General features: G+C 66.3%; 16 protein-coding genes. 4 read left to right on the top strand and 12 right to left on the bottom strand.

Annotation, left to right across the window (positions count from 1 at the left end; genetic code table 11):
- The first annotated feature begins 834 nt into the window (after positions 1 to 834).
- The 3 genes from Poly30_RS09030 (at position 835) to Poly30_RS09020 (ending at position 4,487) form a co-directional block, all read left to right on the top strand.
- A complete protein-coding gene (locus Poly30_RS09030; RefSeq protein WP_419191153.1) occupies positions 835 to 1,635 on the top strand; it encodes an ion transporter in 801 nt (266 codons plus the stop codon).
- Positions 1,632 to 2,696 carry a glycosyltransferase family 9 protein gene (locus Poly30_RS09025; protein ID WP_419191152.1) on the top strand — a complete coding sequence of 355 codons (1,065 nt, stop codon included), beginning with the start codon at positions 1,632 to 1,634 and terminating at the stop codon, positions 2,694 to 2,696. Before Poly30_RS09030 ends, Poly30_RS09025 begins: the two co-directional genes overlap by 4 nt.
- A 156-nt stretch (positions 2,697 to 2,852) precedes the next feature.
- Positions 2,853 to 4,487 carry a sugar transferase gene (locus Poly30_RS09020; RefSeq protein ID WP_145196428.1) on the top strand — a complete coding sequence of 545 codons (1,635 nt, stop codon included), beginning with the start codon at positions 2,853 to 2,855 and terminating at the stop codon, positions 4,485 to 4,487.
- Between the two features lie 12 nt (positions 4,488 to 4,499).
- Here the strand turns inward: Poly30_RS09020 and Poly30_RS09015 are convergent, their stop codons facing one another.
- Genes Poly30_RS09015 through Poly30_RS08990 form a run of 5 tightly spaced genes read right to left on the bottom strand, consistent with a single transcriptional unit; the run spans position 4,500 to position 10,563 of the window.
- Positions 4,500 to 5,747 (bottom strand): glycosyltransferase, encoded by a 1,248-nt coding sequence (locus Poly30_RS09015; RefSeq protein ID WP_145196426.1) that lies wholly within the window; start codon positions 5,745 to 5,747, stop codon positions 4,500 to 4,502.
- The gene (locus Poly30_RS09010; RefSeq protein WP_419191151.1) at positions 5,744 to 6,250 is read right to left on the bottom strand and encodes a glycosyltransferase; all 507 of its coding nucleotides are present in this window, start codon (positions 6,248 to 6,250) and stop codon (positions 5,744 to 5,746) included. Before Poly30_RS09010 ends, Poly30_RS09015 begins: the two co-directional genes overlap by 4 nt.
- Positions 6,247 to 7,803: a glycosyltransferase gene (locus tag Poly30_RS28285; RefSeq protein ID WP_419191150.1), complete on the bottom strand. Its 1,557-nt coding sequence runs from the start codon at positions 7,801 to 7,803 to the stop codon at positions 6,247 to 6,249. Before Poly30_RS28285 ends, Poly30_RS09010 begins: the two co-directional genes overlap by 4 nt.
- A gap of 10 nt (positions 7,804 to 7,813) precedes the next feature.
- Positions 7,814 to 9,256 (bottom strand): hypothetical protein, encoded by a 1,443-nt coding sequence (locus Poly30_RS08995; protein WP_145196422.1) that lies wholly within the window; start codon positions 9,254 to 9,256, stop codon positions 7,814 to 7,816.
- Positions 9,253 to 10,563: a Coenzyme F420 hydrogenase/dehydrogenase, beta subunit C-terminal domain gene (locus Poly30_RS08990; protein WP_419191149.1), complete on the bottom strand. Its 1,311-nt coding sequence runs from the start codon at positions 10,561 to 10,563 to the stop codon at positions 9,253 to 9,255. The genes Poly30_RS08995 and Poly30_RS08990 overlap by 4 nt, the downstream gene beginning before the upstream one ends.
- Positions 10,564 to 10,725: 162 nt before the next feature.
- Here Poly30_RS08990 and Poly30_RS08985 point away from each other — a divergent pair, with 162 nt between their 5' ends.
- Positions 10,726 to 12,021, top strand: coding sequence for a polysaccharide pyruvyl transferase family protein (locus Poly30_RS08985; RefSeq protein ID WP_419191148.1), 1,296 nt, complete (start codon positions 10,726 to 10,728; stop codon positions 12,019 to 12,021).
- A gap of 193 nt (positions 12,022 to 12,214) precedes the next feature.
- On the opposite strand, the gene Poly30_RS08980 is transcribed toward Poly30_RS08985, so the two are convergent.
- The 7 genes from Poly30_RS08980 to Poly30_RS08950 form a co-directional block, all read right to left on the bottom strand.
- A complete protein-coding gene (locus Poly30_RS08980) occupies positions 12,215 to 13,762 on the bottom strand; it encodes a lipopolysaccharide biosynthesis protein (RefSeq protein ID WP_145196418.1) in 1,548 nt (515 codons plus the stop codon).
- A gap of 82 nt (positions 13,763 to 13,844) precedes the next feature.
- Entirely contained in the window at positions 13,845 to 14,561 is a 717-nt protein-coding gene (locus Poly30_RS08975; protein WP_145196416.1) for a CpsD/CapB family tyrosine-protein kinase, read from the bottom strand.
- A gap of 53 nt (positions 14,562 to 14,614) precedes the next feature.
- On the bottom strand, positions 14,615 to 16,372 hold the full coding sequence (locus Poly30_RS08970) for a GumC family protein (RefSeq protein ID WP_145196414.1): 1,758 nt from the start codon (positions 16,370 to 16,372) through the stop codon (positions 14,615 to 14,617).
- Positions 16,373 to 16,443: 71 nt separating this feature from the next.
- Complete coding sequence (locus Poly30_RS08965) at positions 16,444 to 17,181, bottom strand: polysaccharide biosynthesis/export family protein (protein ID WP_145196412.1); 738 nt, start codon at positions 17,179 to 17,181, stop codon at positions 16,444 to 16,446.
- Positions 17,182 to 17,289: 108 nt separating this feature from the next.
- Entirely contained in the window at positions 17,290 to 18,366 is a 1,077-nt protein-coding gene (locus tag Poly30_RS08960; protein WP_145196410.1) for an ASPIC/UnbV domain-containing protein, read from the bottom strand.
- 21 nt (positions 18,367 to 18,387) lie between these two features.
- Positions 18,388 to 20,400 carry an FG-GAP repeat domain-containing protein gene (locus Poly30_RS08955; protein ID WP_419191147.1) on the bottom strand — a complete coding sequence of 671 codons (2,013 nt, stop codon included), beginning with the start codon at positions 20,398 to 20,400 and terminating at the stop codon, positions 18,388 to 18,390.
- Positions 20,401 to 20,543: 143 nt separating this feature from the next.
- Entirely contained in the window at positions 20,544 to 21,149 is a 606-nt protein-coding gene (locus tag Poly30_RS08950) for a DUF445 domain-containing protein (RefSeq protein WP_145196407.1), read from the bottom strand.
- Between the last annotated feature and the right edge of the window lie 29 nt (positions 21,150 to 21,178).

The following is a 21,178-nucleotide window of genomic DNA, read 5'->3' as shown; positions in this document are numbered from 1 at the left end:
ACGTTTTGAAGTACGTGTTGCGAAATGATGTGCACCGCGGGCTCGGTTTGGGGATTCTGGATCCTTGCTCGAGCGCTATGTCCTTTGGCGGCTTTGCAGAGCGTCAGGGTCTGGACAAGGTCGATTGCGTAAGCGTGGAGGCGCAGACATGGCTCCTGCGAACGGGCTGGACGAAGGGCGGGGCCAAGGGGCTGCTCACGATCCATGACCTCCCGCGTGTCACCGGGGCTCTTCGGGCGTAGCTCGCGGCTCTGTGGCGACCCGTTGCGGACCGGCTTCGCGACTTCCACTCTTCGCCTCCGCGACTCTACTTCTTGCTTTTGTCTCTCAAGGCGGAGGCCAGGCCCGGGCTCGCGTACTCCCAATCCTCCATCCCCCACAGGGGCGCCGCGCCCCCTCGACAATCCCGCCTCCTCCGCTTCCTTGGTTGCATTGGCAGGAGTTCCGGAGTCCAGCGGACTCAAGCCAAGGCCCGGCGGTCCCAGTTCGCAGCAGGACTGGAGCGCTTCAGGCCCACAGATTCTGCTGAAGATCCAAAGACCCAAAGACCCAAAGACCCAAGCATTCTGCAGGGGCAGACGTCGCCGTCCCCCGGTACTTCAGGAACCTCGGCCTCGGCGAGCTGATCGGGCCACGCGCCTCGGGTGACCTCGTCGAGCGCAGCGGAGCCAGGCTGCCGGATTCTGACCACGGAACCATATCCTTGTGAAGTGACGTGGCCATACCCCATCATCGCGGGTCATGGCCACGCCACCTGAAGTCCCGCCCCCCGCCAGTACACCGCCTCCGTCGCAGCCTCCCCCCTCGCCGCTGCCTCCATCCTCGGGCAGGGGCGTGCGAAAGTGGCTCTACGAGACGATCTTCGAGCACGACACCCGACCCGGCCTCCATTTCGATGTCGCTCTCCTCATCGTCATCGTCCTCAGTATCGTCGTGGTCATGCTGGAGACGGTCCAGAGCTTCCACGCGCAGTATGGCGACGAACTACGCGTCACCGAGTGGGTTCTGACCTGGATCTTCACGCTGGAGTACGTGACGCGTCTCGCGTGTCATCCGAAGCCGGCCGTCTACGCGCGTAGCTTCTTCGGCCTCGTCGATGTCCTGTCGATCGCCCCGACCTTCATCGCGGCCATCGTCCCGGGGGCGCAAGCGCTGGTGGTCGTCCGGATGCTGCGGCTCCTGCGCGTCTTCCGCGTCCTGAAGCTCGCTCACTTCGTGCGGCAGGCGGATGAGCTGACGCTCGCGCTCCGGGCGAGCCTGCCGAAGATCATCGTGTTCATGATCTCGGTGGTGATCCTGACGACGATTTCCGGCTCCGTGATGTACCTGATCGAAGGAGCGGAGCATGGCTACGACAACATCCCCAAGAGCGTCTACTGGGCGATCGTCACGTTGACGACCGTGGGCTACGGTGACATCTCCCCGGAGACGCCGCTGGGGCAGTTCGTTTCCTCGCTGCTGATGATCATGGGCTATGGCGTCATCGCCGTGCCCACGGGCATCGTGAGCGCAGAGATCGCGCGCAGCTCGCCGCGGGAGCGGGTGAGCGGCCAGGTCTGCACCGGATGCGGATTGGAAGGGCACCAGAGCGACGCGATGTTCTGCAAGCGCTGCGGGACGCACCTTCACCATTGAGCGGGCAGCATCGAAGCAGCGCAGCGAGCGACCTCGAGCCTTTCGTTGCGCCCCGAATCCTCCTCGTTCGACTGGGCGCCATAGGCGATGTCGTCAACGCGCTGATCGTCGCCAACGGCATTCGGCACCACCTCCCGGCGGCGACGATCGGCTGGGCAGTGCATCCACTTTCGAAGCCGCTCCTCGAGGGCCATCCGGCCGTCGACCGGATCCATGTCTGGAAGAAAGGGGACGGACTGCGGGGCTTCCGCGGCGTCGTCCGCGAGGTCCGAGACTCTTCCTACGACGTGGCGCTGGATCTTCAGCGACTGCAGAAGAGCGCCCTCCTCGCCCGGTTCTCCGGAGCGCCGCGAGTCCTGGGATTCGATCGCGGGAGGGCCAAGGAGCAGAGCTGGCTCTGGACGAAGGAGAGGATCCTCTCCGGTCATCCGCGTGAACACATGGTGCTTCAGTACCAGCGCTTCCTCGACCTCTTGGGACTGCCCCGTGCCCCACTCCTTCGCACGCTGGCGACCGACAGCGAGAGCGAGGCGTGGGCCGTACGCTTCGTCGCAGAGGCGTGCGGCGGCGCCGCCCCGATCCTGCTCAACATCGGCGCCTCCAAGCCGGAGAAGCTCTGGCCCGAAGCCTCATTCCGAGCCCTGGCTCCCGACCTGGAACGGGACTTTCCCGACGTCCCTGTCGTGGTGACGGGAGGACCCCAAGACGTCCAGATGGGTCGAGCGCTTGGCCAGGCTGTCTCGAAGTGGCACGTACTGACGGGCGAGACGAGTCTCCGCCAGCTCACGGCACTCCTTTCTCTGTCCAGAGGGATGGTGACCGGCGATACCGGCGCCATGCACATGGCAGCGGCCCTCAGCGTGCCCACCGTGGCGATTTTCGGACCCAGTGACCCGCTACGGACAGGCCCCTTCGGACGCGGACACGTGATCCTGCAGGGCGGAGAGCCCGTCGCCCTTCCCGCGAGCCTTTCATGCCTACCACCGAGGGTTCGCTGCCCCATGGCGGCCACCAGCCCCGCGCAAGTCTCCTTCCAGATGAGGCAGTCGTGGCTCCGATAGAAGCAGAGGTGGATGAAGAATCGGTGAGGAGCCGCTCCTGAAAGACCCTTTTCGCCCGCCAGCCGGATATCTTTCGTTGCTGGAAGTTCAGCCGTCCCCGCGGGCTGGCTCCAGGAACTCCCTGCCGTCTCGTCACCTGACCAGCCCGCCGCTCGAATGAAGTCTCGACCGAAATGGTCCCTGCGGAAGACCCGACGGAGTCGCTCGAACAGCGCCTCTGAGCCAGCGCTCGTCGACACGCTGACAGCGCACGGCATTCTTGATGCGGTGCAGCTGGAGCGGGCATTCCAGCGCGAGCGCGCGCGGGTGGAACGGAATCATCAGTGCTTCTCACTGGCCGTGTTCCGGCTTCCGGAAGCGAAGACGGTGGGAACGATGCGCGAGGCGATGGAGAAGACCGCAGCGATCCTCTTGAACCGAATCCGCACGTACGACGACGTCGGGATCGTGGAAGAAGGCAGCCTGGCGGTCCTGCTCCCTGAGACGACCGGCGTCGATACGTGGACCTTCGCCGACTACGCGCTCGCGGACCTCGGTGAGTATGGTCTGACGGCCAGCTGCGAGGTCTACACGTACCCGCACCCAGACCATGGCACGGGCACTGGCATCTCCAGCGGGACAGACCAGTCCGGAACGTCGAACGATCACAGGCCTGGCCACAGACCTCACATATCGACACAGAACTTCTCGACACAGAACCACTCGACGCAGAGCGGGCCGCGGGCCACCAGTGACGAGGGCCAAGACGACCACGGTCACCCGTTCCACGACTACGGGCGGGTGGAGCATCCCACGTCAGAGGGCGCTTCGGGTGACGGACGGATAGCCAGCCTCGAGGCGCCCACGCGGCTGTCGCTGAAGGCCACGCTCGCGGCCACGTCCGTGATCGAACGGCCCGAACAGCGGCAGCCCCAGCCCGAGCGCCACATTCATTCGCTCGCCCGCGTCGAGAGCGTTCGCGGCCAAGGGCGTGAGGCGAGAGCCACGAGAGCCACGGCCTTCGGCCTCTCCTCGGGATCCTCCGCGCTCGCCTCGGTGGCAATTCAACTGCCGAAGTCGCCCTCCATTTCGCCTGCGCTGCGATGGCCCGGGACGGCCAAGGTCGAGGCCGATGCCGTCGAGGCCGTCCCTGCTGAAGCGGTACACACCGAAACGCGTCCCATCCGCGATCTGGCGCCGTACTTCGAAGAGCGCCTGCCGACCTACCGCCGCGCCATAGACGTGGTGGTCGCAGGTTCCGCGCTCGCGCTCGTCTCCCCCGTGCTGTTGACGGCGGCCTTGCTCGTGAAGCTCACGTCGCCAGGTCCGATTATCTTCGCGCAGGCCCGCGCGGGCCGCGGCGGGCGACCGTTTCAGTTCTACAAGCTTCGCTCCATGTACCGGGACGCAGAGGACCGGAAGAATGCGCTCCGGCTCGTGAACGAGAAGGACGGCCCGATCTTCAAGATCAAGAACGATCCTCGCATCACGCCCGTCGGCAAGATGCTCCGTAAGTTCAGCATCGATGAACTGCCTCAGCTCTTCAACGTCTTGAAAGGCGACATGACGCTGGTGGGCCCGCGCCCCCCCGTCATGGACGAGATCAGGGAGTACGAAACGTGGCAGCGACAGCGACTCGACATCACCGGCGGCATCACTTGCATCTGGCAAGTCAGCGGCCGAAGTGAGGTGACCTTCCGTGAATGGATGAGAATGGACGTACGCTATCGCAAGAAGCGTACGCTCGGGCTCGACCTGAAGCTCGTCTGGAAGACGTTCGGCGCCGTCTTCTCGGGCAAGGGCGCTTACTGATCCGGTCGCCGATCAGATGGATCGGCCGCTCCTGCTCGGCCCACGTCTGCCGATGAGCCCGGCGCGGGCCTCCAGCTCCTGAAGGGCCGACTCTGCCCGCGAGGTCCACGTCGCCTCGGCGATGCGCTCGCGCCCGCGGTCGCGCACCTCGGGGTCGGGCGCGTCGATCGCTGCGCGAACCGCGGCGGAGAACGTCTCCGGCTCATTGCCCACGGCGACGAGCCCCTCGTAATGCCGAAGCTCAGGGAAGTCCGTCGATACGATCGGCCGACCGGTCGCGAGGTACTCCTTGAGCTTGATCGGATTGCAGGCATCGATCCATTCCGAACGATGCCACGGCATCATCAGCACGTCCATCGACGCCATCGTGGCTGCGACGTCCTCGTAGGGTACGCGGCCCGTGAGATGCACGTTGGGCGCGCCATCCGCCCATCCTTCGGGCAGGGTACAGGCGCCCACGAGCACGAACTCGACGTCAGGCATCAGAGCGGCCGTCTTCAGGAGAAGGTCCGCGTCGAACACCGCGGAATCGAGGTCTCCGATGAAACCGCAGCGTGGTCCACTGCGGCCCTGGAGTGCGGCGCGAACCACGGCGGGTGCAGCGGAGCCCCTGGCGTCGGGATGATCTCCTGCCGTCACGAAGTCGCCAAAGTCGACCCCGTGGTCGATAAAGGCCGCAGCGTGCCCCGCCGAGGACTCCGAGTCGAAGAGATGCCGTGAACAGTAGAGCACGAGGTCAGCGTCACGCTTGAGTTCGGCGTCGAACCCGCGGATCAGATCCGCATCGACGCCCTCGTAGCACTCGAATCGATCGGTTCGCTGGTAGACGAGGCCCGCGTGCTTCATCTGGCGGGCCGCGGCGATCCCGGGGGGACAGGCCACCCAGATCAACGGATGGTGGATACCGACCTTGCGAGCAGCGCGCGCGACCTGGCGCGGCAGCAGCCAGCCCGAGAGCTTCATGCCGCGCCGCCCCGGGACCACGACGGGGCTCTGCACGGAGAAGTCCTCCCGCACTCGAACGAGGCCACGGGAAAAGCTCTTCAGCTTGCGCTGGACCCGCTTGAAGAACATGCCGCCCTCGGTCATCGTCGGCACGCGCATGCCGATCGAATTGACGTAGAGCACGGGCATATGGCGCGACATCTCACGCATCATCTGCATGTCGTAGTGCGCGCGGTTGTGGTACCACCAGTCCTCTCCGCCGAAGCAGATGACCCCGTCGAACTCAGCGACACCGGCGGGAGATGGCTCGCTCATGACAGGGCCTCGTCGAGGAACGAGCGCAGGCGGTCGACGATCGCGCCGGACGCGTGGGAACGCAGGGGCTGGGCCTCGGGCGGGAGAGACCTGGCCTCGGTGAGAGCGGCATCGATCAGGGCGGGGATCTCCTCCTCGCGGATGGTCCCGTGGAATCCGGGAAGGTGTCGGAAACGTTCGATGGTGGCGACCTGGTGATCGTTCCGCGTCTCGTGCAGCGACTCGCGCCGCGCGAGAACGACGACGGGCTTCCCCGCACACAGCGCGGCCATGATCGTCCCCGTACCCGCATGGCCCACGAGGATGTCCGCAGACTCGGCGGCCGCGCGGAACGCCGCTGGATCCAGCTCGGCGGTGGCGCCGAAGTGCTGGAACGTCGTGGCCGTTGCCCCTACCTGCGCCACGATCTCCGAGCCGCGGCCGGACTTGGCGGCCCAGGTGTCCACGGCGCGAACGAGGCGATCGAAGGGCAGCTGGCTTCCCACGGTGACGAAGATCTTCAAAGGACGCTCCCGGCGTACTCCGGTCCTCCTTCCTGGGCGAGTTCGGGCCACTGGGTCAGCCAGAGGTCCGCGTGCTTCGCGGCACGCTGGCCGCTCATGGACAGCTCCTCCCCGTTCGCGAGGCTGTCGATCCAGACCGTCTTGGCGCCGAGCTTCTTGCCGAAGTAGAGGGCGAACCAGCCGGGCGCTGCTCCCGTCGTCACCACGGCGCCTGGGCGCAGGCGTACCAGGAGCCATGCGATCTTGAGAGCCGAGCGCATGAGGCGAAGCTTGTCCCAGCGACTGGCTTCCGTGACGGTTCGAAATGGCCGTCCCTGGACCTCGGAGGCGTAGCCCGCGTGGGTGGTCACGTAGGTGACGTCGTACTCGTCGAAGAGCGGACGCAGTCGGATGAGCTCTGCCCAGTGTCCGCCCGCAGAGGCAACCGCGAGAAGGCGGCGGCGCCCCCTGGGCCCGGAGTCCCCGGTCGGACGAGAGGGCCGTCCCGACCGGGCGCGCGAGGCTTCGCGGACCGAGGAGTCGTAGCGCCCCGTACGCTCGAAGGCCGCGTGCCACTCGCGGCGGCGGGCGAGGATGCCGCGCCACGCGCGCGCGGAGGGTCTCTTGCCTCGCACGATCAGCGAGGCCGGCGTGAGGAGGGCGGCGCGAACGAGCGCCCACAGGTCGAGGCAGTAGAGCTCGAAGCGGCCAGCGAACGGCCCGCTGAACTTCGCGTAGAGCTGGGCCTTGCCGCTGAAGAGGCGCACCATCTGATCCTCGCGCACGGACTCGGACGCACCACCGATATGCACGATCTCCGAGGACGGGTCGATCGTGGGCCGCGCGCCGTGGGAGGCGCGCGCGCGGAGCGAGATATCCGCGTCCTCGCCGTACATCCAGAAGTCAGGATGGAATCCGCCCAGGTCCCGCCAGAGATCGGCTTCGACGAGCATGAAGCAACCAGAGACGATATCCACCTCGCGGACGGAGTCGCGATCCCAGCCGCCGTACCCCTCGGGGTTGAACAGCGGGCTGTTCGGAAAGAGCGAGGCGAGCCCGAGCGCGCAGGAGAGCGAACTCCAGGGCGTGGGCTGGGCCCATGCGGAGGCGGGGTTCAGCGCGCCGTCCTCGTGCAGGGTGCGCCCGCCCCACATGCGCGCGCCCGGGTGCGCATCCGCGAACCGGACGAGCCGCTCGACGCCGCCGCGCAGGGTGACGGTGTCCGGATTCAGCATCAGGACGTAGCGCCCGCGCGCGCTCTCTGCACCGAAGTTGCAGGCAGCACCGAAGCCGACGTTCTCGTGGAGCGCATGGAGCGTCGTGGTGATACCTGGACTGGAGACTCCCGCGAAGAGCTCTGCGATCGCCGCCGCCGATCCATCGGGCGAGGCGTTGTCGACGACGATCAGGTCTGCGGTCAGGGATCCGAGCTCCGCCACGAAAGAGCGCAGGCACTCCAGCGTGATCTCTCGGGTGCGGTAACTGACCACGACGACCGTCACGTCCACGGCGGCCTGTCGATCAGACCGATCGGCGGATGTGTGGGCAACAGCTCTGACCTTCGGCGACGTCATGGATTGCATGTCACGCCGTGCCAAGCGGATCTCTGGACGAAGCACGTTCCATCGAGGCACGCGCGGCGGCCACCCGCGCCCGTAGAAGCCTCATGCGACGCGGTCGCAGCCACTCCCCGAGCGGCTGCGCCACCGGATCTGGCGCCATGGATGCGATGGCTGCGAGGACGAAGAGCAGCGCGAGCAGGCTCTGGGCGGAGTGCGAGATCGAGACCGCCAGGAAGACGTTGACGTGGGCGAAGATCGATACGCCGAATGCCCAGGAAAGGAGGCAGAGATAGTCGTTTCGCCGCACGGTCGGCCACGTTTCTCCCACATGCTTGAAGGCGTAGACGAGCACCCAGACGAAGGCTATCACGGCCACGATCCCGGCGCGGACGCCTTCCAGCACGTACTGGTTCGTCACATCGAACATGAAGTAGCCCCAGTGAGCGGTCGAGGGAATCCCGCAGAGCCACCACTCGTGGAAGTTGTCGATCGCGCTTTGGATCAGCTTGTAGCGGTGCCAGCCCGTGGAGCCCCCCACGACGTCGATGCGGGCGATCAGGTGCCAAACCGGCTGCTTCATGTAGAGATGAAGCGCCAGGAGTCCGAGACCCGTCGTCCAGCGGATCAGGCGCATGTGTCGGCGGTAGCGGTAGATGATGGCTCCCAGTCCGTTGCAGCCCAGCACGATAAGGGGCGTGCTGGAGGCACAGAACAGCACGATGCTGAGGATCGCCAGGGACCCGAACAAACCGAGCATGCGCTGGGACCGGCGCTTGCTGAGCACCTTGGCGGCGACTATCGGAAGCAGCAACGCCCAGAAGCAACCCGCGAGGATGGCGTGAACGAACGGGCCCTGGGTCCGGAGCTTCCCCTCGCGCATACCCGTGAACTCCGGCACGCCGCCCATGATCGAGAAGGGGTTGCGGCCCGTGAGCTTCTCGACCATGAAGAAGAAGAACGAGAAGCAGGCCATCACCGCGAAACCTGTTACCGCGATGTCGACGTCTCGCCAGTCACGGAATGCGACCCGGCACATGAAGTACATGCCGAGGATGTCGAAGCCAAGTCCGAGGCGGTAGATCACGGCGCTGAACTCCCCTACCTGAAGGACGTATCCGATCGCGCCGATCAGCGTCCACGCCACGACGATTCTGTCGAGCGCCTTGGGGCGGATGTGCGTCCATTCACTGAAGGCCACGACGCGCGCGATGCCCACGAGGAGCAGCAGGCGGACGAAGTTGAAGTCGAGACCTGCGATCACGATGCGCTGGCCCTGGGGTACGACGCAGGCGAGTGCGAGCAGCGGCAGCAGGAGGTAGCGACGGTGGACGAGACACGTTGCGAGTCCGAGGACGCCGAGGACGGCGAGCCCGAGCGGGTGCACGGTCGTCTGATTGAAGAACTCGCGCGTGCCGAATCCCTCGCGGACGTAGGCGTCGGCGAGCGCCAGGGTGGCGGAGATCATGCGACGTCGCTCCCCGGCATCGGCTCCCGCTGGCCCGTGGCCTCAATCGCTGCGTTCCGTACGGCAGGCTCGTAGGGAACGACGGGCAAGCGCTTGCGCAGCCCCTTGGTGAACACGCGCTTCACCGTCCCGTAGAAGGCCTGCGCGCGCTGCTTGACGGAAAGGTGCTTGAGCCATGCGTCGAAGACGTGGAAGCCGCGGTAGCGCGGGGTGGCGGCGCCGAGAAGGCGGCTCGTCAGGACGCGGCCGAAGACGGCGCCGCGCACGTGCAGCAGATTCGGCTGGGACCGGGTGAGCGCTTCCGCTCCGCGGGGCACCAGCTCGAGGGCGCCAGCCTCGCGGGCGCGGCGAAGGAAGTCGACGCCTCGCTGCGTTCGCGCGATCACGAGGCTTCGGCCGGACTCGCCCTCGGGGATGGTCCCGTGGTACCAGGGATCGCCGACGGAGATGTCGGCGAACTCGCCGGTGTGGTCCGGGCAGATGCGGCAGCGCCACGGAACGAAGCGCTGGAGAACCTGTCCCCAGGACTCGTGGTAGCTAAGGCTCTCCTCGCGATCGGCTTGCACGCCTCGGGCGCGGCCGGGCCAGCCTCGCCCGCGGTAGCGAACGGAGTCGACCGCGAGGGGATCCTCGAAGCCCATCAGCTTGAGCATCTCGTGGGTGCCTTCGGTCGACGGAGCGCCAGCGCAGAAGATCGCGATCGTGACCGAGATTTTCGCGTCGAGGGCGGGGCGGAGAGCGCGGGCCTTCTTGACGGCGGCAGCGTCGCAGGGTTTGCCGATGAAGACGACGGGAGCGTCGGCGGACTCGGCGAGGGCCAGCGAGTCGCAGGGACTCGCCGGGGCGTAGCGCGAGCCTGTCGCGGCGGTCACTTCGGCGCGCGTCCGAGAGAGGCGCGTTTCGTTGAGCGTCGGGACGTCCTCCCGGGCGGCGATGTGGAGGACGCCACCGGCCCCGTCGTGCTCGAGACCGAAGAGCGCGAGCGCGGTCGCGGCTCCGCCGGAGCTGGCTTCGAAGCGGATCTCCTGGTCGCTGGCCCAGCCCTCCCAGATCTCGCGAACGGGTCCCCAGCCGCGGTGCAGCTCGGCCATGACTTCGGTCCGGTCATAGTCGTGGACGAGCTCCGCCCCCGGGCAGGCGGCGAGGGCTTCCGTGGTGTCAGCATCCCCCAGCATGATCGGGCGACGGCCCTGGCCGAGATCGTCCACCATGCGAACCGCGTCGGGCTGCATGTAGGCGCAGGCGCCGCAGCCGCTACAGAGCTGGCGCTCGGCGACGTCTCGGATGCTCTGGATCGCGGAATTCATCGGGGTGGAAGCTCCAGGGCGAGGTGATGGAGAGCCCTGGTCTCCTGCATCATCGGCAGAATCTGCGCGGGGCTCAGGCACCGATTGGAGGCTTTCCTCGGCTCACTGTTTCGGACGACGGGAAGGGATTTCCGGGTGCTGAAGAGGATAGTCTCCCCCATCGTGAATACGTCATCGACACCCCATTTCTGCCTCTTCGGCGCGGCGCCTGGAACGAACAACCTTGGCGTGGACGCTCTTTCCCAGGGAGTTCTCGGGGGGATCGCCGCGCGCTGTCCTGGCGCGACCTTCACGGTGTTCGACTACCGCCGCGGGCAGCGCTCGGGGTCCTTCGTGATGACGACCCCTGATGCTTCTGAACGGTCCGTCAGCTACGACCTGCTCGGCGCCAACCACTCCAGGCGCATGTGGCGTGGGGATACGCTGAAGGTGATGCAGATCGCAGGCCGCCTGAGACTGCCGAACGCGGGCGTCGAGGCGATGAAGAGGGCGACGGCGGTCCTCGACCTGTCGGGCGGCGATTCGTTCACGGATCTCTACGGTCGACATCGGTTCGAAACGGTCTCGCTCCCGAAGCGACTGAGCCTCGACCTGGGCGTGCCGCTGGTCCTCCTCCCACAGACCTACGGGCCGTTCGTGGACGCGGGGATGCGAGCCGAGGCGGCGGACCTCTGCCGCGGTGCTTCTTCCGCGTGGGCCCGTGATGCGCGCAGCTTCGAGGTCCTGAAGTCCCTCCTCGGAGACACGTTCGATGCATCGCGCCACCGTCTCGGCGTAGACGTGGCGTTCGGCATGCGCCCTCGCCGGCGGCCCGGCGGGATCAGCCCGATCCTCGACCGCTGGATCGAAGAGCGCGACGGCTCGAACGGCCCTCCCGTCGTGGGCTTGAACGTGAGCGGGCTCGTCTGGGGCAGCCCCGAACGCGCGAAGAGCTACGGCTTCATCCTCGACTACCGCTCCCTGGTCACCCGCTTCCTGACGTGGTTGACCACCTCCACGGATGCCCGCGTGGCGCTGGTCCCACACGTGATCGAACCGGAGGGCCACTACGAGTCGGACCCGCAGGCGTCCCGCGAACTTCTGGAGACCCTACCCAAGGAGCACCGAGATCGAGTGACGATCCTCTCTCCTCCGTTCGAGCCAGCGGAGATCAAGCACGAGATCGGCCGCCTGGACTGGTTCAACGGAACGCGAATGCACGCCACGATCGCGGCCCTCTCCACGGGAGTGCCCGCTTCGGCGATCGCCTACAGCCCCAAATTCCTGGGAGTCTTCGAAATCGCGAACCAATCCCCCGGCGTGGCCGACCCCACGACCCTGTCGGAAGAAGAGGCCCTCCAAACCCTGAGGTCTTCCTACGAAGCGCGCGCCAGTTCCCGAACGCCCCTCGCCGCGGCCCTCCCAAAAATCGAATCCACCCTGAACGCCCAGTTCGAGGCCATCCTGAGCGCGTCCTGACCCGACACAAACGGACCAGGTCCGTCCATTCCGATACAAACGGACCAGGTCCGTCCATTCCGGAACAAACGGACCAGGTCCGTTTGTTCCGGAATGGACGGACCTGGTCCGTTTGTTCCGGAATGGACGGACCTGGTCCGTTTGTTCCGGAATGGACGGACCTGGTCCGTTTGTGTCGGAATGGAGGGGGGGGTCAGGCCAGGCGGCCTTTGGAGAGAAGGACGCCTTTGACGCCTTTCAGGGAGGTTTGGGCGGCCCTTCGGTTGAGGAGGAAAGTGGCGGCGGCGTAGGTCAGGATTCCTACCAGGACGGAGATGGGGAGACGCTGGAGGGGCGTCAGGGTGGCGAGGGTTCGCTCGGTGACCAGGACCGCGGCGTACATGATCGTGGCGGCGGCCAGGGATCTCGCGATCGGAGCGGCTCCCTGGCGCAAGGGGAGGCCGATGCTTCGCATCGCGAAACAGAAGGCAAAGAGTTCGGCGCTGAAGGTCGCGCCCAGGAGGCCACAGGCGATGCCCACGGCGTCGTAGCGGCCGAACCAGAGGAAGAGAGCCACCATCAGGGCCTGCCCCAGCAGCGAATAGTAGAAGAGGTTCCGGACTCGACCCGTCGCCATCAAGATCGGGGACGTGATGGAGCCGACCGAGGCCACGATGCCGTAGGCGGCCAGGATCTGGACGATCGGGCCCATCGGCGCCCAACTCGGGCCATAAACCACCGTGACGAAATCCGTCGCGACGGCCGAAAGTCCGAAGGAGAGCGGAACCGTTACCAGGGAGACGCTGGTGATAGCGGTCAGAATCGCCCTTCGGATCGCCGGCGCGTCGTCCTGGATCCGCGAGAGCGCCGGGAAGGTCACACGCAGGATGATCGAGAAGATCGGCTTCGACGCCGTCGTACAGAGGTTGTAGGCGTTGCCGTAGTAGCCGAGCGCGGTGTCACCCAGGATCTTGCCCACCACCATCTTATCGACCACCTTGGAGGAGGCGCCCAGCAAGGAGTTGCCCCACAGATAGCGGCCGAAACCGAAGAGTTCCTTCGCGGCGTGGGCGCTGAAGGTCCTCGTCGGTCGCCACCCGCTCATCCTCACGACGAGCAGGGTCTGGGCCAAACGGGAACCAAGTGTCCCCAGGACGATCGACCACGCGCCGAAGCCGAGGAGCGCAAGCGCGATCGACAGCACCGTGTGCAGCACGATCCCCACCATCTCCCCCGTCGCGATCATGCCGAACTCGAGGCGCTTCTGGAGGATCGCCGTCGGCACGGTGGACAGCGCCTCGATCAGAAGCAGGCAGAAGACGCCCTGCAGGATCGGCGCCAGCCCGTCCAGCTTGTCGAAGTACGTGGCGGCATACGGGGCCATCGCGTAGCCGACCAAGAACATCACCACGTTGATCGCGCCGACGACCCAGAACATCGTGCTCGTGAACGTCTGCTCTTCCTCGGCGTCGAGATCCTTGCGCTGGACGAACGCCGGCCCGAAGCCGATGTCGCGCAGCGCCTGGAACGCCATGATGAACGCCATCGCCATGGTGACGAGGCCGAAGTCCGGCTTCGTCAGGATCCGCGCGAGCACGATCGTCGTACCGAGCCGGGCGAACCGGAACAGGACCATCGAGAGCGCCGTCCACTTCAAACCGAACTGGACTTTTCCCGCGTCAGAGTCCGCGTGGATGCCGGGATCCACGCCGTCTCCGCCCTCGGGAGAGCCTGCTCGTGGATCGCGGTGCGAGGGCGTCATCGGTCGAAGGGATCGTGGCCAAAACGTCGGTCCACCACCGCCCGCCGCGAGACACGCGGGCGGGAGGGAAGACCGCCCTGAATCACCCGTTGATGCCGAGCTTGCCTTCGAGGAAACCGAAGTCTGACTCGTGCCGGTTCAGGACGGTCCCGAGGATCGGCACGCGTGCGGTCTCGATCAGCTCCGCGAGCTGGATCGTGCCCTTCTTGCTGGACGAACGTGAGCGAAGCACCAGCACGGAAGAATCGACGAACGACAGCAGCCCGCGCGCCTCCTGATAGGTCACCAGGGGTGGCGCGTCGAAGAGCACGAAGCTCGCGCTGGTCATCAGCGTGCGAAGGATCTCCTGGGCGTTGCGCGCCGCCAGCTCTCCCGCGATCGCCGGACGGGCCGTCCCGCCGGGCAGAAGACGCAGGCCCGGCACACCCGGAACGGTCTTGATCGCCGTCTCCAGATCCGTGTGTCCGAGCAGCAGGTCCGAGAAGCCAGGCGTGGACTCCGCGCCGAGGTAGCCGGCCGCCGCCGGGTGACGCATGTGCGTCTCCACCATCAGAACGTCCGAACGCATGTTTCGAGCGAGCGAGACGGCGGTGGCCGCGCAAAGCAGCGTCGTCCCCGACTGGTTCTCCGGGCTCGTGAAAGCGATGCGCACGTGGGACTTCCCTTCCTTCAGCGCCGCGATCTGCGTCCAGACGGCGTCGACCAGCGGCGCGACGACCTCGAGTTGATCTTGCATGGCATGTCCGCCAAACATGGCGAGTCCCGGGTCGCGCTCCGAATCGGAGTCTGGGTGAGTCATGGGAACGGCAGTGTAGGTCGTCGATGAACGGCTCATGGGGATCCAGCGGGCCGTCAGGCCGCTCCCTTCGTGGACGGGTCCTTGGCGGCTGGCTTCCCGGAGGCGCCCTTGCGGCCGAAGCCAGGATTCGACGAGAGATCCGGCACCACGCAAAGCACGCGCAGTCCGAGCGAGTTCTCGACGGTTTCCTGGTAGCGCACGTTGCGCTCGAGGAGCTGCCTGAGAATGGCGATGCCGATGCCGAGCACCATGCCGCCGATGAGCCCGATCAGGAGCGGCTTGCTGCGCTGGGGCCCTTCCTTGTCCTTGGCGAGGCGCGCCGGAAGGAACACCTTGAGCTCCGAGCGCCGGTCGTCGTCCATGTAGGCGAGACCGGTGAGCTGGCGCTCCTGGGCCGCCAGCGTGTCCACCTTGAGCTTGATCATCTCGGCGGCCTGGAGGCTCTGGTTGTACTCGACCTCGCACTCCTCCATCGCGAGCCTTCGTTCCTCCAGCTCGGCGATACGTTCCTCGGTCGTCTCGATCTTGTTGATCAAGCCCTCGAGCTCGCCGCGCGCCACCGAGAGGAGCGTGAGCGTCTCCGAGCGCGAATCATCCAGACCATCGCCGAGGATGCCGTCCACCTTGCCGTAGGGGTCTGTGCCCTGCAGGTCGTTCTCCAGCTGCGCGATCAGGTTGGTGAGCTTGCCCTGGGCGCGCCAGGGAAGACTCCCTGGAGTCGGATCCGAGTTCAGGTTCTGAAGGTCGCGAAGGTCCCCTTGCGCGTCCTCCAGCTGACGCCTCAGCCGGGTGTACGCCGGGTTGAGCACCCTGCCCCCACGCACCTCTTCCCCCTGGGCGTTCACGCCGTCCGCCACGACCTCATCCTCGGCCGAGACTCCGATGCCGAGGTCCTTCGAGAGGCTCTTCACCTTGCCGAGGAGCGCCCCGCGCTCGGCGTGCATGTCCGAGAGTTCGCGCTCGCGCATGAGGATCTCCTCGTTGCACTGCGCCCACTCGTTCTCCAGGTCGTGGAAGCCGCACTGCGCCTTGAACTCGTTGAGATCGTTCTTCGCCTTGCTGAGTTCCTGGAACGCGAGGTTCTGGTTCTCGCGAACGATATCGAGGCTGCCTCGCGCCGAGAACGCCGTCAGGTGACGGGCGCGCATCTGCGTGATGATCTCGTCGAGGATCTGCTTCGCTTTGGCCGGCGACGAATCCGAGTACTTGACGTCGATGATCTGCGTGCTGCGCTGGTTGGCGATCATCACGTTGGCCTTCAGCCGATCGTAGGCAGCCACCTTGGCTTCCGACTCCGGCCCCTCCGGAAACGGATCGTCGAGCCCCTTCAGACGAATCAACCCCGCCTGAAGCGAGTGCATGAGCCGGACCGGCATCGACGTACCTGGTCCGTCGGCGGAGCTCGGATCCGCAACGCGAAGGATCTCACGCGCCCCGATCTTGTCGACTACCGCCTCGAGGATGCTCGGATCCTTGAGGAGCTCCAGCTCCTCCAGAATCGCGGTGTTCGCGTTGATCCGAACCTCACCCGTCTCGACGCCCCACGCCTGCTCCTCTCGGATCAGCTGACGAACGCTCGGCTCGAAGTGCAGCTTCGTCAGGGACGAGTACACGTTCGGCTGCGCGGCACCGGCAAAGAGTCCCAGGATGGCGCCAAGGATCCCGAGGGCCAGGATCAGGCCACGGAAGCGCGCCACCGCGTAGAGAACCAGAACCTTCAGATCAAAAGGATTCTTGGCCTCGTCGAGGTCCAGCTGTGCATGTGCGAAGTCGTCCACGTTCGATTTCTTGTAGGGGGTTCCGCTCGCCATTCCCGGATAGTCGGACCGGATCGACCTGCCCTTTCGGCGAAAGTGGCCAGCCTGATCCGGAGACGTGCGGATCAGTTGATCGGAGCGACGATGTTCGGAAGCGGGATCATACGACGCACGAAGTTGTCGATGGCGATTGCGATGTGATCGATGTTCGTGTTAGGCACCCAAAGGATGTCGCGCGGCTGAAGAATGACGGTTTCTTCAGAATCCCAGAACTTCCTCCGGGCGTCGATCTTCCACGCCATCTGGGTCTCCGTCTCCGGATCCCAGCGCACCAGCAGCGTACTCGACAGCCACGCGGTCCGCGTCGACGGACCGCCAGCGCGACCCAGCGCGTCCACCAGCGTCAGATGCCCGTCCGGCGGGACGACGACGAGGCCGGGCCTGAGCACCTCACCGAACACCGTCACCGTCCGGGCCGCCTGTTCGGCGACCACGACGCTGAGAATCGGCTCCTCGTCCAGGAGCCCCGTGTAGCGCCCCGTGAGGATCTCGTCCAGAACCGCGGGCAAGAGACCCGCCACCGGCATGTCATCCAGTCCGATGAACGACGCACGTCCATCCGCCTGGACGCGAATGTCCTGGTTGAGCTGGAACGCCGGGTCCGTGGACACCGCTCCGACACCGGGTGAATCCTCGGAGATCAGACGGATCTGGATGAGGTCGCCCGGCTCGATGACGTTCTCGCCCTGGCGGAGCGTCGCGTTGATCACGGGAGCGATGCTGGCCAGCCTCGGGCCCTGGGCCGTCGAGCAGCTGGAGGCGAGGAGAAGAAGCGTGAGTGCGAATACGGTGCTGCGGATCATGGGAGCGCGCGGCCAGGGACAGGGGTAGGAAAGGGCAAACGAGGGCGGGGGCACACCCAGGGCTTCCTTCGACCGAAGCGGCGATCCAGCATGAGACAGAAGCCCGGGTTACCGCTCCGCCCGACCGGTCCTGACCCCTCCGAGGATGCCCCCAGGGTGCAGGGTCAGCTCGGTCGGAATCGGAAGCCGCATGAGGTCGATCATGGTGTCGAAGCCGGTCTCGTTCCCCTCGTCGTCCATCACGAGGAAAAAATTCGGAAACGACACGCCGGCCCCGAGCAAGAGCCTTTCCGCTCTGGCCCGCTCCGAAGGCATGTCCACGCTGAGCGCGATGATCCGCTCCCCCTCCCCGTGGCGCCTGATCAGCTCGGGGAATTTCTCGACGCAGGGCCTGCAGTAAGACGCCCAGACCTCGATCGTCACCGGCCCATCTTTCGTGATCGCCTCGGGATCGAGGCGATGCCGCCCGCCGTCCGAGCCTTCGAAGAGGAGAACCGGAACCCGGGCACCGAGCGCCAGCTTGAGGCCGGGCGGCAGAGGATCCGCCAGCGAGGCGCAGCGAGCGCGCGGCCGAAGCTCTGCCTTCCCTGAGCCCTCCATCAATCGCGCGCGCGATCCTCCCGCGAGGACGCCGAAGTCCTCGACGGCGCCGTAGGGCCAGCGGACGCTGACTCGCGCCGACTTCGCCTCCCCGAGGCCGAACACCAGCGAATTGGGCTGGCAAGACGCATAGCCGGATCCCCTGGACAGGACCTGCGCGGTCGGAGCACCGGCCCCCTCGGGCGTCACGTAAACGGTCGCGCCGATCGGCTCCCTCGCCTCGCTGAACAGGCTCAGGCTGACGAAGCCGCCGGCACCCGGGTTGACCTCGTTGCGGAACAGGTGATGTCGCTCGCGCTGGATGTTGTGAACGAAGAGATCCACATCGCCGTCGTCATCGAAGTCCGCAGCCACGAGTCCGCGCCCGTCGAGCGGCGAATTCGCCTCCGAGAAGTCCGACACGTCCACCAGCTCGGACCCGGTGCCGAGGAACAGCTTGTTGCGCTCACCGCCGTTGAAGTTGAACCCGCGGCGATACATCTCGCGCGCCCACGGGTGCAGGTCCCTGTCCGGTGCCTGATCGTGCCCAGGGTGCTCGTCGATTCCCGGCGCAAACTCGGCGCCCTCCAAAAGTGTTGTCGCCACCACGCGGCGCCAGAAGGCACTTCATGTGTCTCCGGTGATCTCACCGGTCACGAAGCCGTTCACGCAGACGATATCGAGGTGCCCGTCGAGGTCCACGTCCGGGGACGCAGCCGACCAGGACCAGCCCGCGCTCGTTCCTCCCATGTCGCCCTTCACGAACGACGCGATCTTCGCCGGCGGCTCGGCGGATCCACCGTCCGCGGCGCCTTGCTCTTCGGTTGCGCCCTCTCCTCCCGCTGCGAGCGGATCCACGAGACGCCCGAGGAACAGCTTGTTCCCGTTCGCCATCTGCATCATCCCGCGTGCCGCTCCCTGGCCAAAGTCGCGCTCGACCCCGTGGAGGATACGCTTGCCCGAGGTCGACGTCGGGCTGGAGAGGTACAGATCGAGCCGCCCGTCGCCGTCGACATCGGTCCAGAGCACCCCCATCACGTTGCCCTGAACGTTCACGCCCAGCTCTTCGGCGACGTCTTCGAAGGTGCCATCACCGCGGTTTCGCCAGAGGCGGCTCGTACCGAAGTTGTTGCCGACGTAGAGGTCGATGTCGCCGTCCTCGTCGTAGTCGGCGGCGGCGCTGGCGTAGCTCCACCGGCGGTCCGACAGGCCAGAGGCCTCGGTGACGTCCCGAAAGCGCTCGCCCCCATCGTTGCGCAGCATCAGGTCGCTCGCTCCGTTCGAAGCCTCGTTCCAGCTGTTGTTCGTCTTGTCTTCCATGCGGCCGTACCCGCAGGCGAAGAGATCGGTCCAGCCGTCACCATCGGCGTCAAAGGCGGTGAGGGAGTACGCGGGGATGCGGATCGGCCAAAGACCCATCGCCTTCGTCACATCGGTGAAGTGCCCGGTGCCATCGTTCTCGAAGATCGAGATTGGCCGCCCGGCGAGCGAATCGTCGAGTTCGCGCCACCCGACGAAGGCCACCGCCAGATCCTGATCGCCATCCCGGTCGTAGTCGAAGAACACCGCGCCCGTCCCGCCCCGCGTGGCCGCGAGACCCCGCGCCGCCGCTTCCTCCTGGAAGGTCCCTTTCCCCGTGGCTCGATAGAGAAACCCCTGTGCTTCCCCGGGGAGATAGACATCCAGCAACCCGTCGCCGTCGACATCGGCCGACGCCATCCCATTCCAGGCGACATCGTCGTTGCCGGGTTCGCCGAACCGAAGCCCGTCGTAGGCGACGCCGACGGCACGGCTGACCTCCGAGTAGATCGAGCCAGAGTGGACCAGCAGTTCACGCTCGTCGACCCGGAATCGACTGATGACCCAGCGCCCTTCCCTGTTCTCCACCAGCGCCGTGGCGAGGGCGTTCAGCACGACCGTGCCTCCGCTCTCCGCCGTCCCCGATGGATTCTCGGGATGACCGACGATGTGAATGCGCAGCTTGCCGATGCCCCACTCGACCGTCTCGCCGAGCTTGAAGTGCTGGAACTGAACGTCCGCGAGGCGCCAGCTCGACTGCGACACCCGGGACCATGCGCTGAGATTCTCCTCGAGGTCCGCCATGAAGGCGTCGCGCGTCAGCACCTCTACCGGGGGATCGGCCAGGAGGCTGCGGACTCCCATCGGCAGGGCTTCCTCTCCCGTCGCGTCGCCCTCGACCGTGGCCCCCGATTCGGGGAAGAGGCGCTCCCCCTGGAACTCTTCCGTGAACGCCGTCGTGATGCCGTCGAAGTCACGAATGCGCACCTTGTTCGCGATCGTCCCCAGCCAACCATCCAGCGTGTCCGCCAAATTTTCGTTGTCGGTGGGGCCGCGATAGAGGCGCTCGATCTCGGGAAGCTCCACCCGCCCACTCCCGGCGGCTTCCGACGCGGTGAATTCCGCCCTGGCGGCCACGCTGGCCCCGTCGCGACCCGAGGAGGGAGCCGAGGAGGGAGCCGGGTCGGAGCATCCAGCCAACAGCAGGGCCACGAGGGTGGCCCCCAGGGGATCTCGCCAGCGGCAGGCTGGACTCTGCGAGAAGAGGTACATGAACGGCAAAGCGTGGTGTGCGGAGGTCTCCGGGGACGAGGCCTCCTGCGATTCGTTGGAGCGGGACATGAAGTCCTCCCCTGACGTCGACCAACCGGGCGGAAGGAGTTTCGCCGGCTCCGGAAAAGCCGCGAAAAAGCCCCGGATAGGGTCCGAATCCATGATGGTACGGCCGGTCTCGAATCAGCGCAGGGAGGAACCAGGCAGGAGAATCAAAGAAGCGCCAGGAGGCCCGCCTGAACGAGGCCGACGATCCCGCCCAGCACGCCGCCCAGGATCTCGATCGACTTCAGCTCCCGCGAGGCCACCTGGAGAATCAGCTCCTCCATGCGGGTCACCGGGAAGGCCTTGACCTTGGCCTCGACGAGCGCGTGTACGTTCACGCCTTTCTCCAGGCCCTGCTGGAGGGCGTCGGCGATGTCGTCCTTGTTCTTCACGATCCCCTGGACGGCGTGTCGGCGCAGCTCATTCACGCGCTCGTCCGTGAGGAAGCTCCCGACGAGGGGGAGCTTCCGGAGTTCCGCGAGCTTGGCGCCGAGCCCCTTGTCCAGCGCGCGATCCACCACGCCCTCGAGGTCCACTTGATCCAGAGCGCCCCGCAGGTCCTCGGGCCGCACGAGGTGGTCCCCCACGACGCCCCCGATGCTCTTCGCCAGGTCCGCCTGGCGCCGCGGCACGAGCCCCTGGAAGGTCATCCCCAGGAAGCGCTTCGGCTCGACGGGCCGGAAGATCATGTGAACGGCGAGGCGATTGGTCACGTATCCGATGAGGGCGCCGACGAGCGGCAGCATGATCCAGGGGATGAGTCCTTGAGGCATGAAGGAAGAATAGGTCGGTGAGCCGACTT

The organism is Saltatorellus ferox, assembly GCA_007751475.1.
Taxonomy (GTDB): Bacteria; Planctomycetota; UBA1135; order UBA1135.
Note: the sequence above shows the minus strand (reverse complement) of the source record. Positions and strands in the feature narration are given on the sequence as shown.

What these genes read in the sequence shown, in the direction of transcription:
- Poly30_RS09020 (WP_145196428.1), top strand. Translation starts at nt 2,853, where the DNA reads ATGAAGTCTCGACCGAAATGGTCCCTGCGGAAGACCCGACGGAGTCGC.
- Poly30_RS09015 (WP_145196426.1), bottom strand. Translation starts at nt 5,747, where the DNA reads ATGAGCGAGCCATCTCCCGCCGGTGTCGCTGAGTTCGACGGGGTCATC.
- Poly30_RS08975 (WP_145196416.1), bottom strand. Translation starts at nt 14,561, where the DNA reads ATGACTCACCCAGACTCCGATTCGGAGCGCGACCCGGGACTCGCCATG.
- Poly30_RS08955 (WP_419191147.1), bottom strand. Translation starts at nt 20,400, where the DNA reads ATGTCCCGCTCCAACGAATCGCAGGAGGCCTCGTCCCCGGAGACCTCC.
- Poly30_RS08965 (WP_145196412.1), bottom strand. Translation starts at nt 17,181, where the DNA reads ATGATCCGCAGCACCGTATTCGCACTCACGCTTCTTCTCCTCGCCTCC.
- Poly30_RS08995 (WP_145196422.1), bottom strand. Translation starts at nt 9,256, where the DNA reads ATGATCTCCGCCACCCTGGCGCTCGCCGACGCCTACGTCCGCGAGGGA.
- Poly30_RS08990 (WP_419191149.1), bottom strand. Translation starts at nt 10,563, where the DNA reads ATGAATTCCGCGATCCAGAGCATCCGAGACGTCGCCGAGCGCCAGCTC.
- Poly30_RS08980 (WP_145196418.1), bottom strand. Translation starts at nt 13,762, where the DNA reads ATGACGCCCTCGCACCGCGATCCACGAGCAGGCTCTCCCGAGGGCGGA.
- Poly30_RS08970 (WP_145196414.1), bottom strand. Translation starts at nt 16,372, where the DNA reads ATGGCGAGCGGAACCCCCTACAAGAAATCGAACGTGGACGACTTCGCA.
- Poly30_RS28285 (WP_419191150.1), bottom strand. Translation starts at nt 7,803, where the DNA reads ATGACGTCGCCGAAGGTCAGAGCTGTTGCCCACACATCCGCCGATCGG.
- Poly30_RS08950 (WP_145196407.1), bottom strand. Translation starts at nt 21,149, where the DNA reads ATGCCTCAAGGACTCATCCCCTGGATCATGCTGCCGCTCGTCGGCGCC.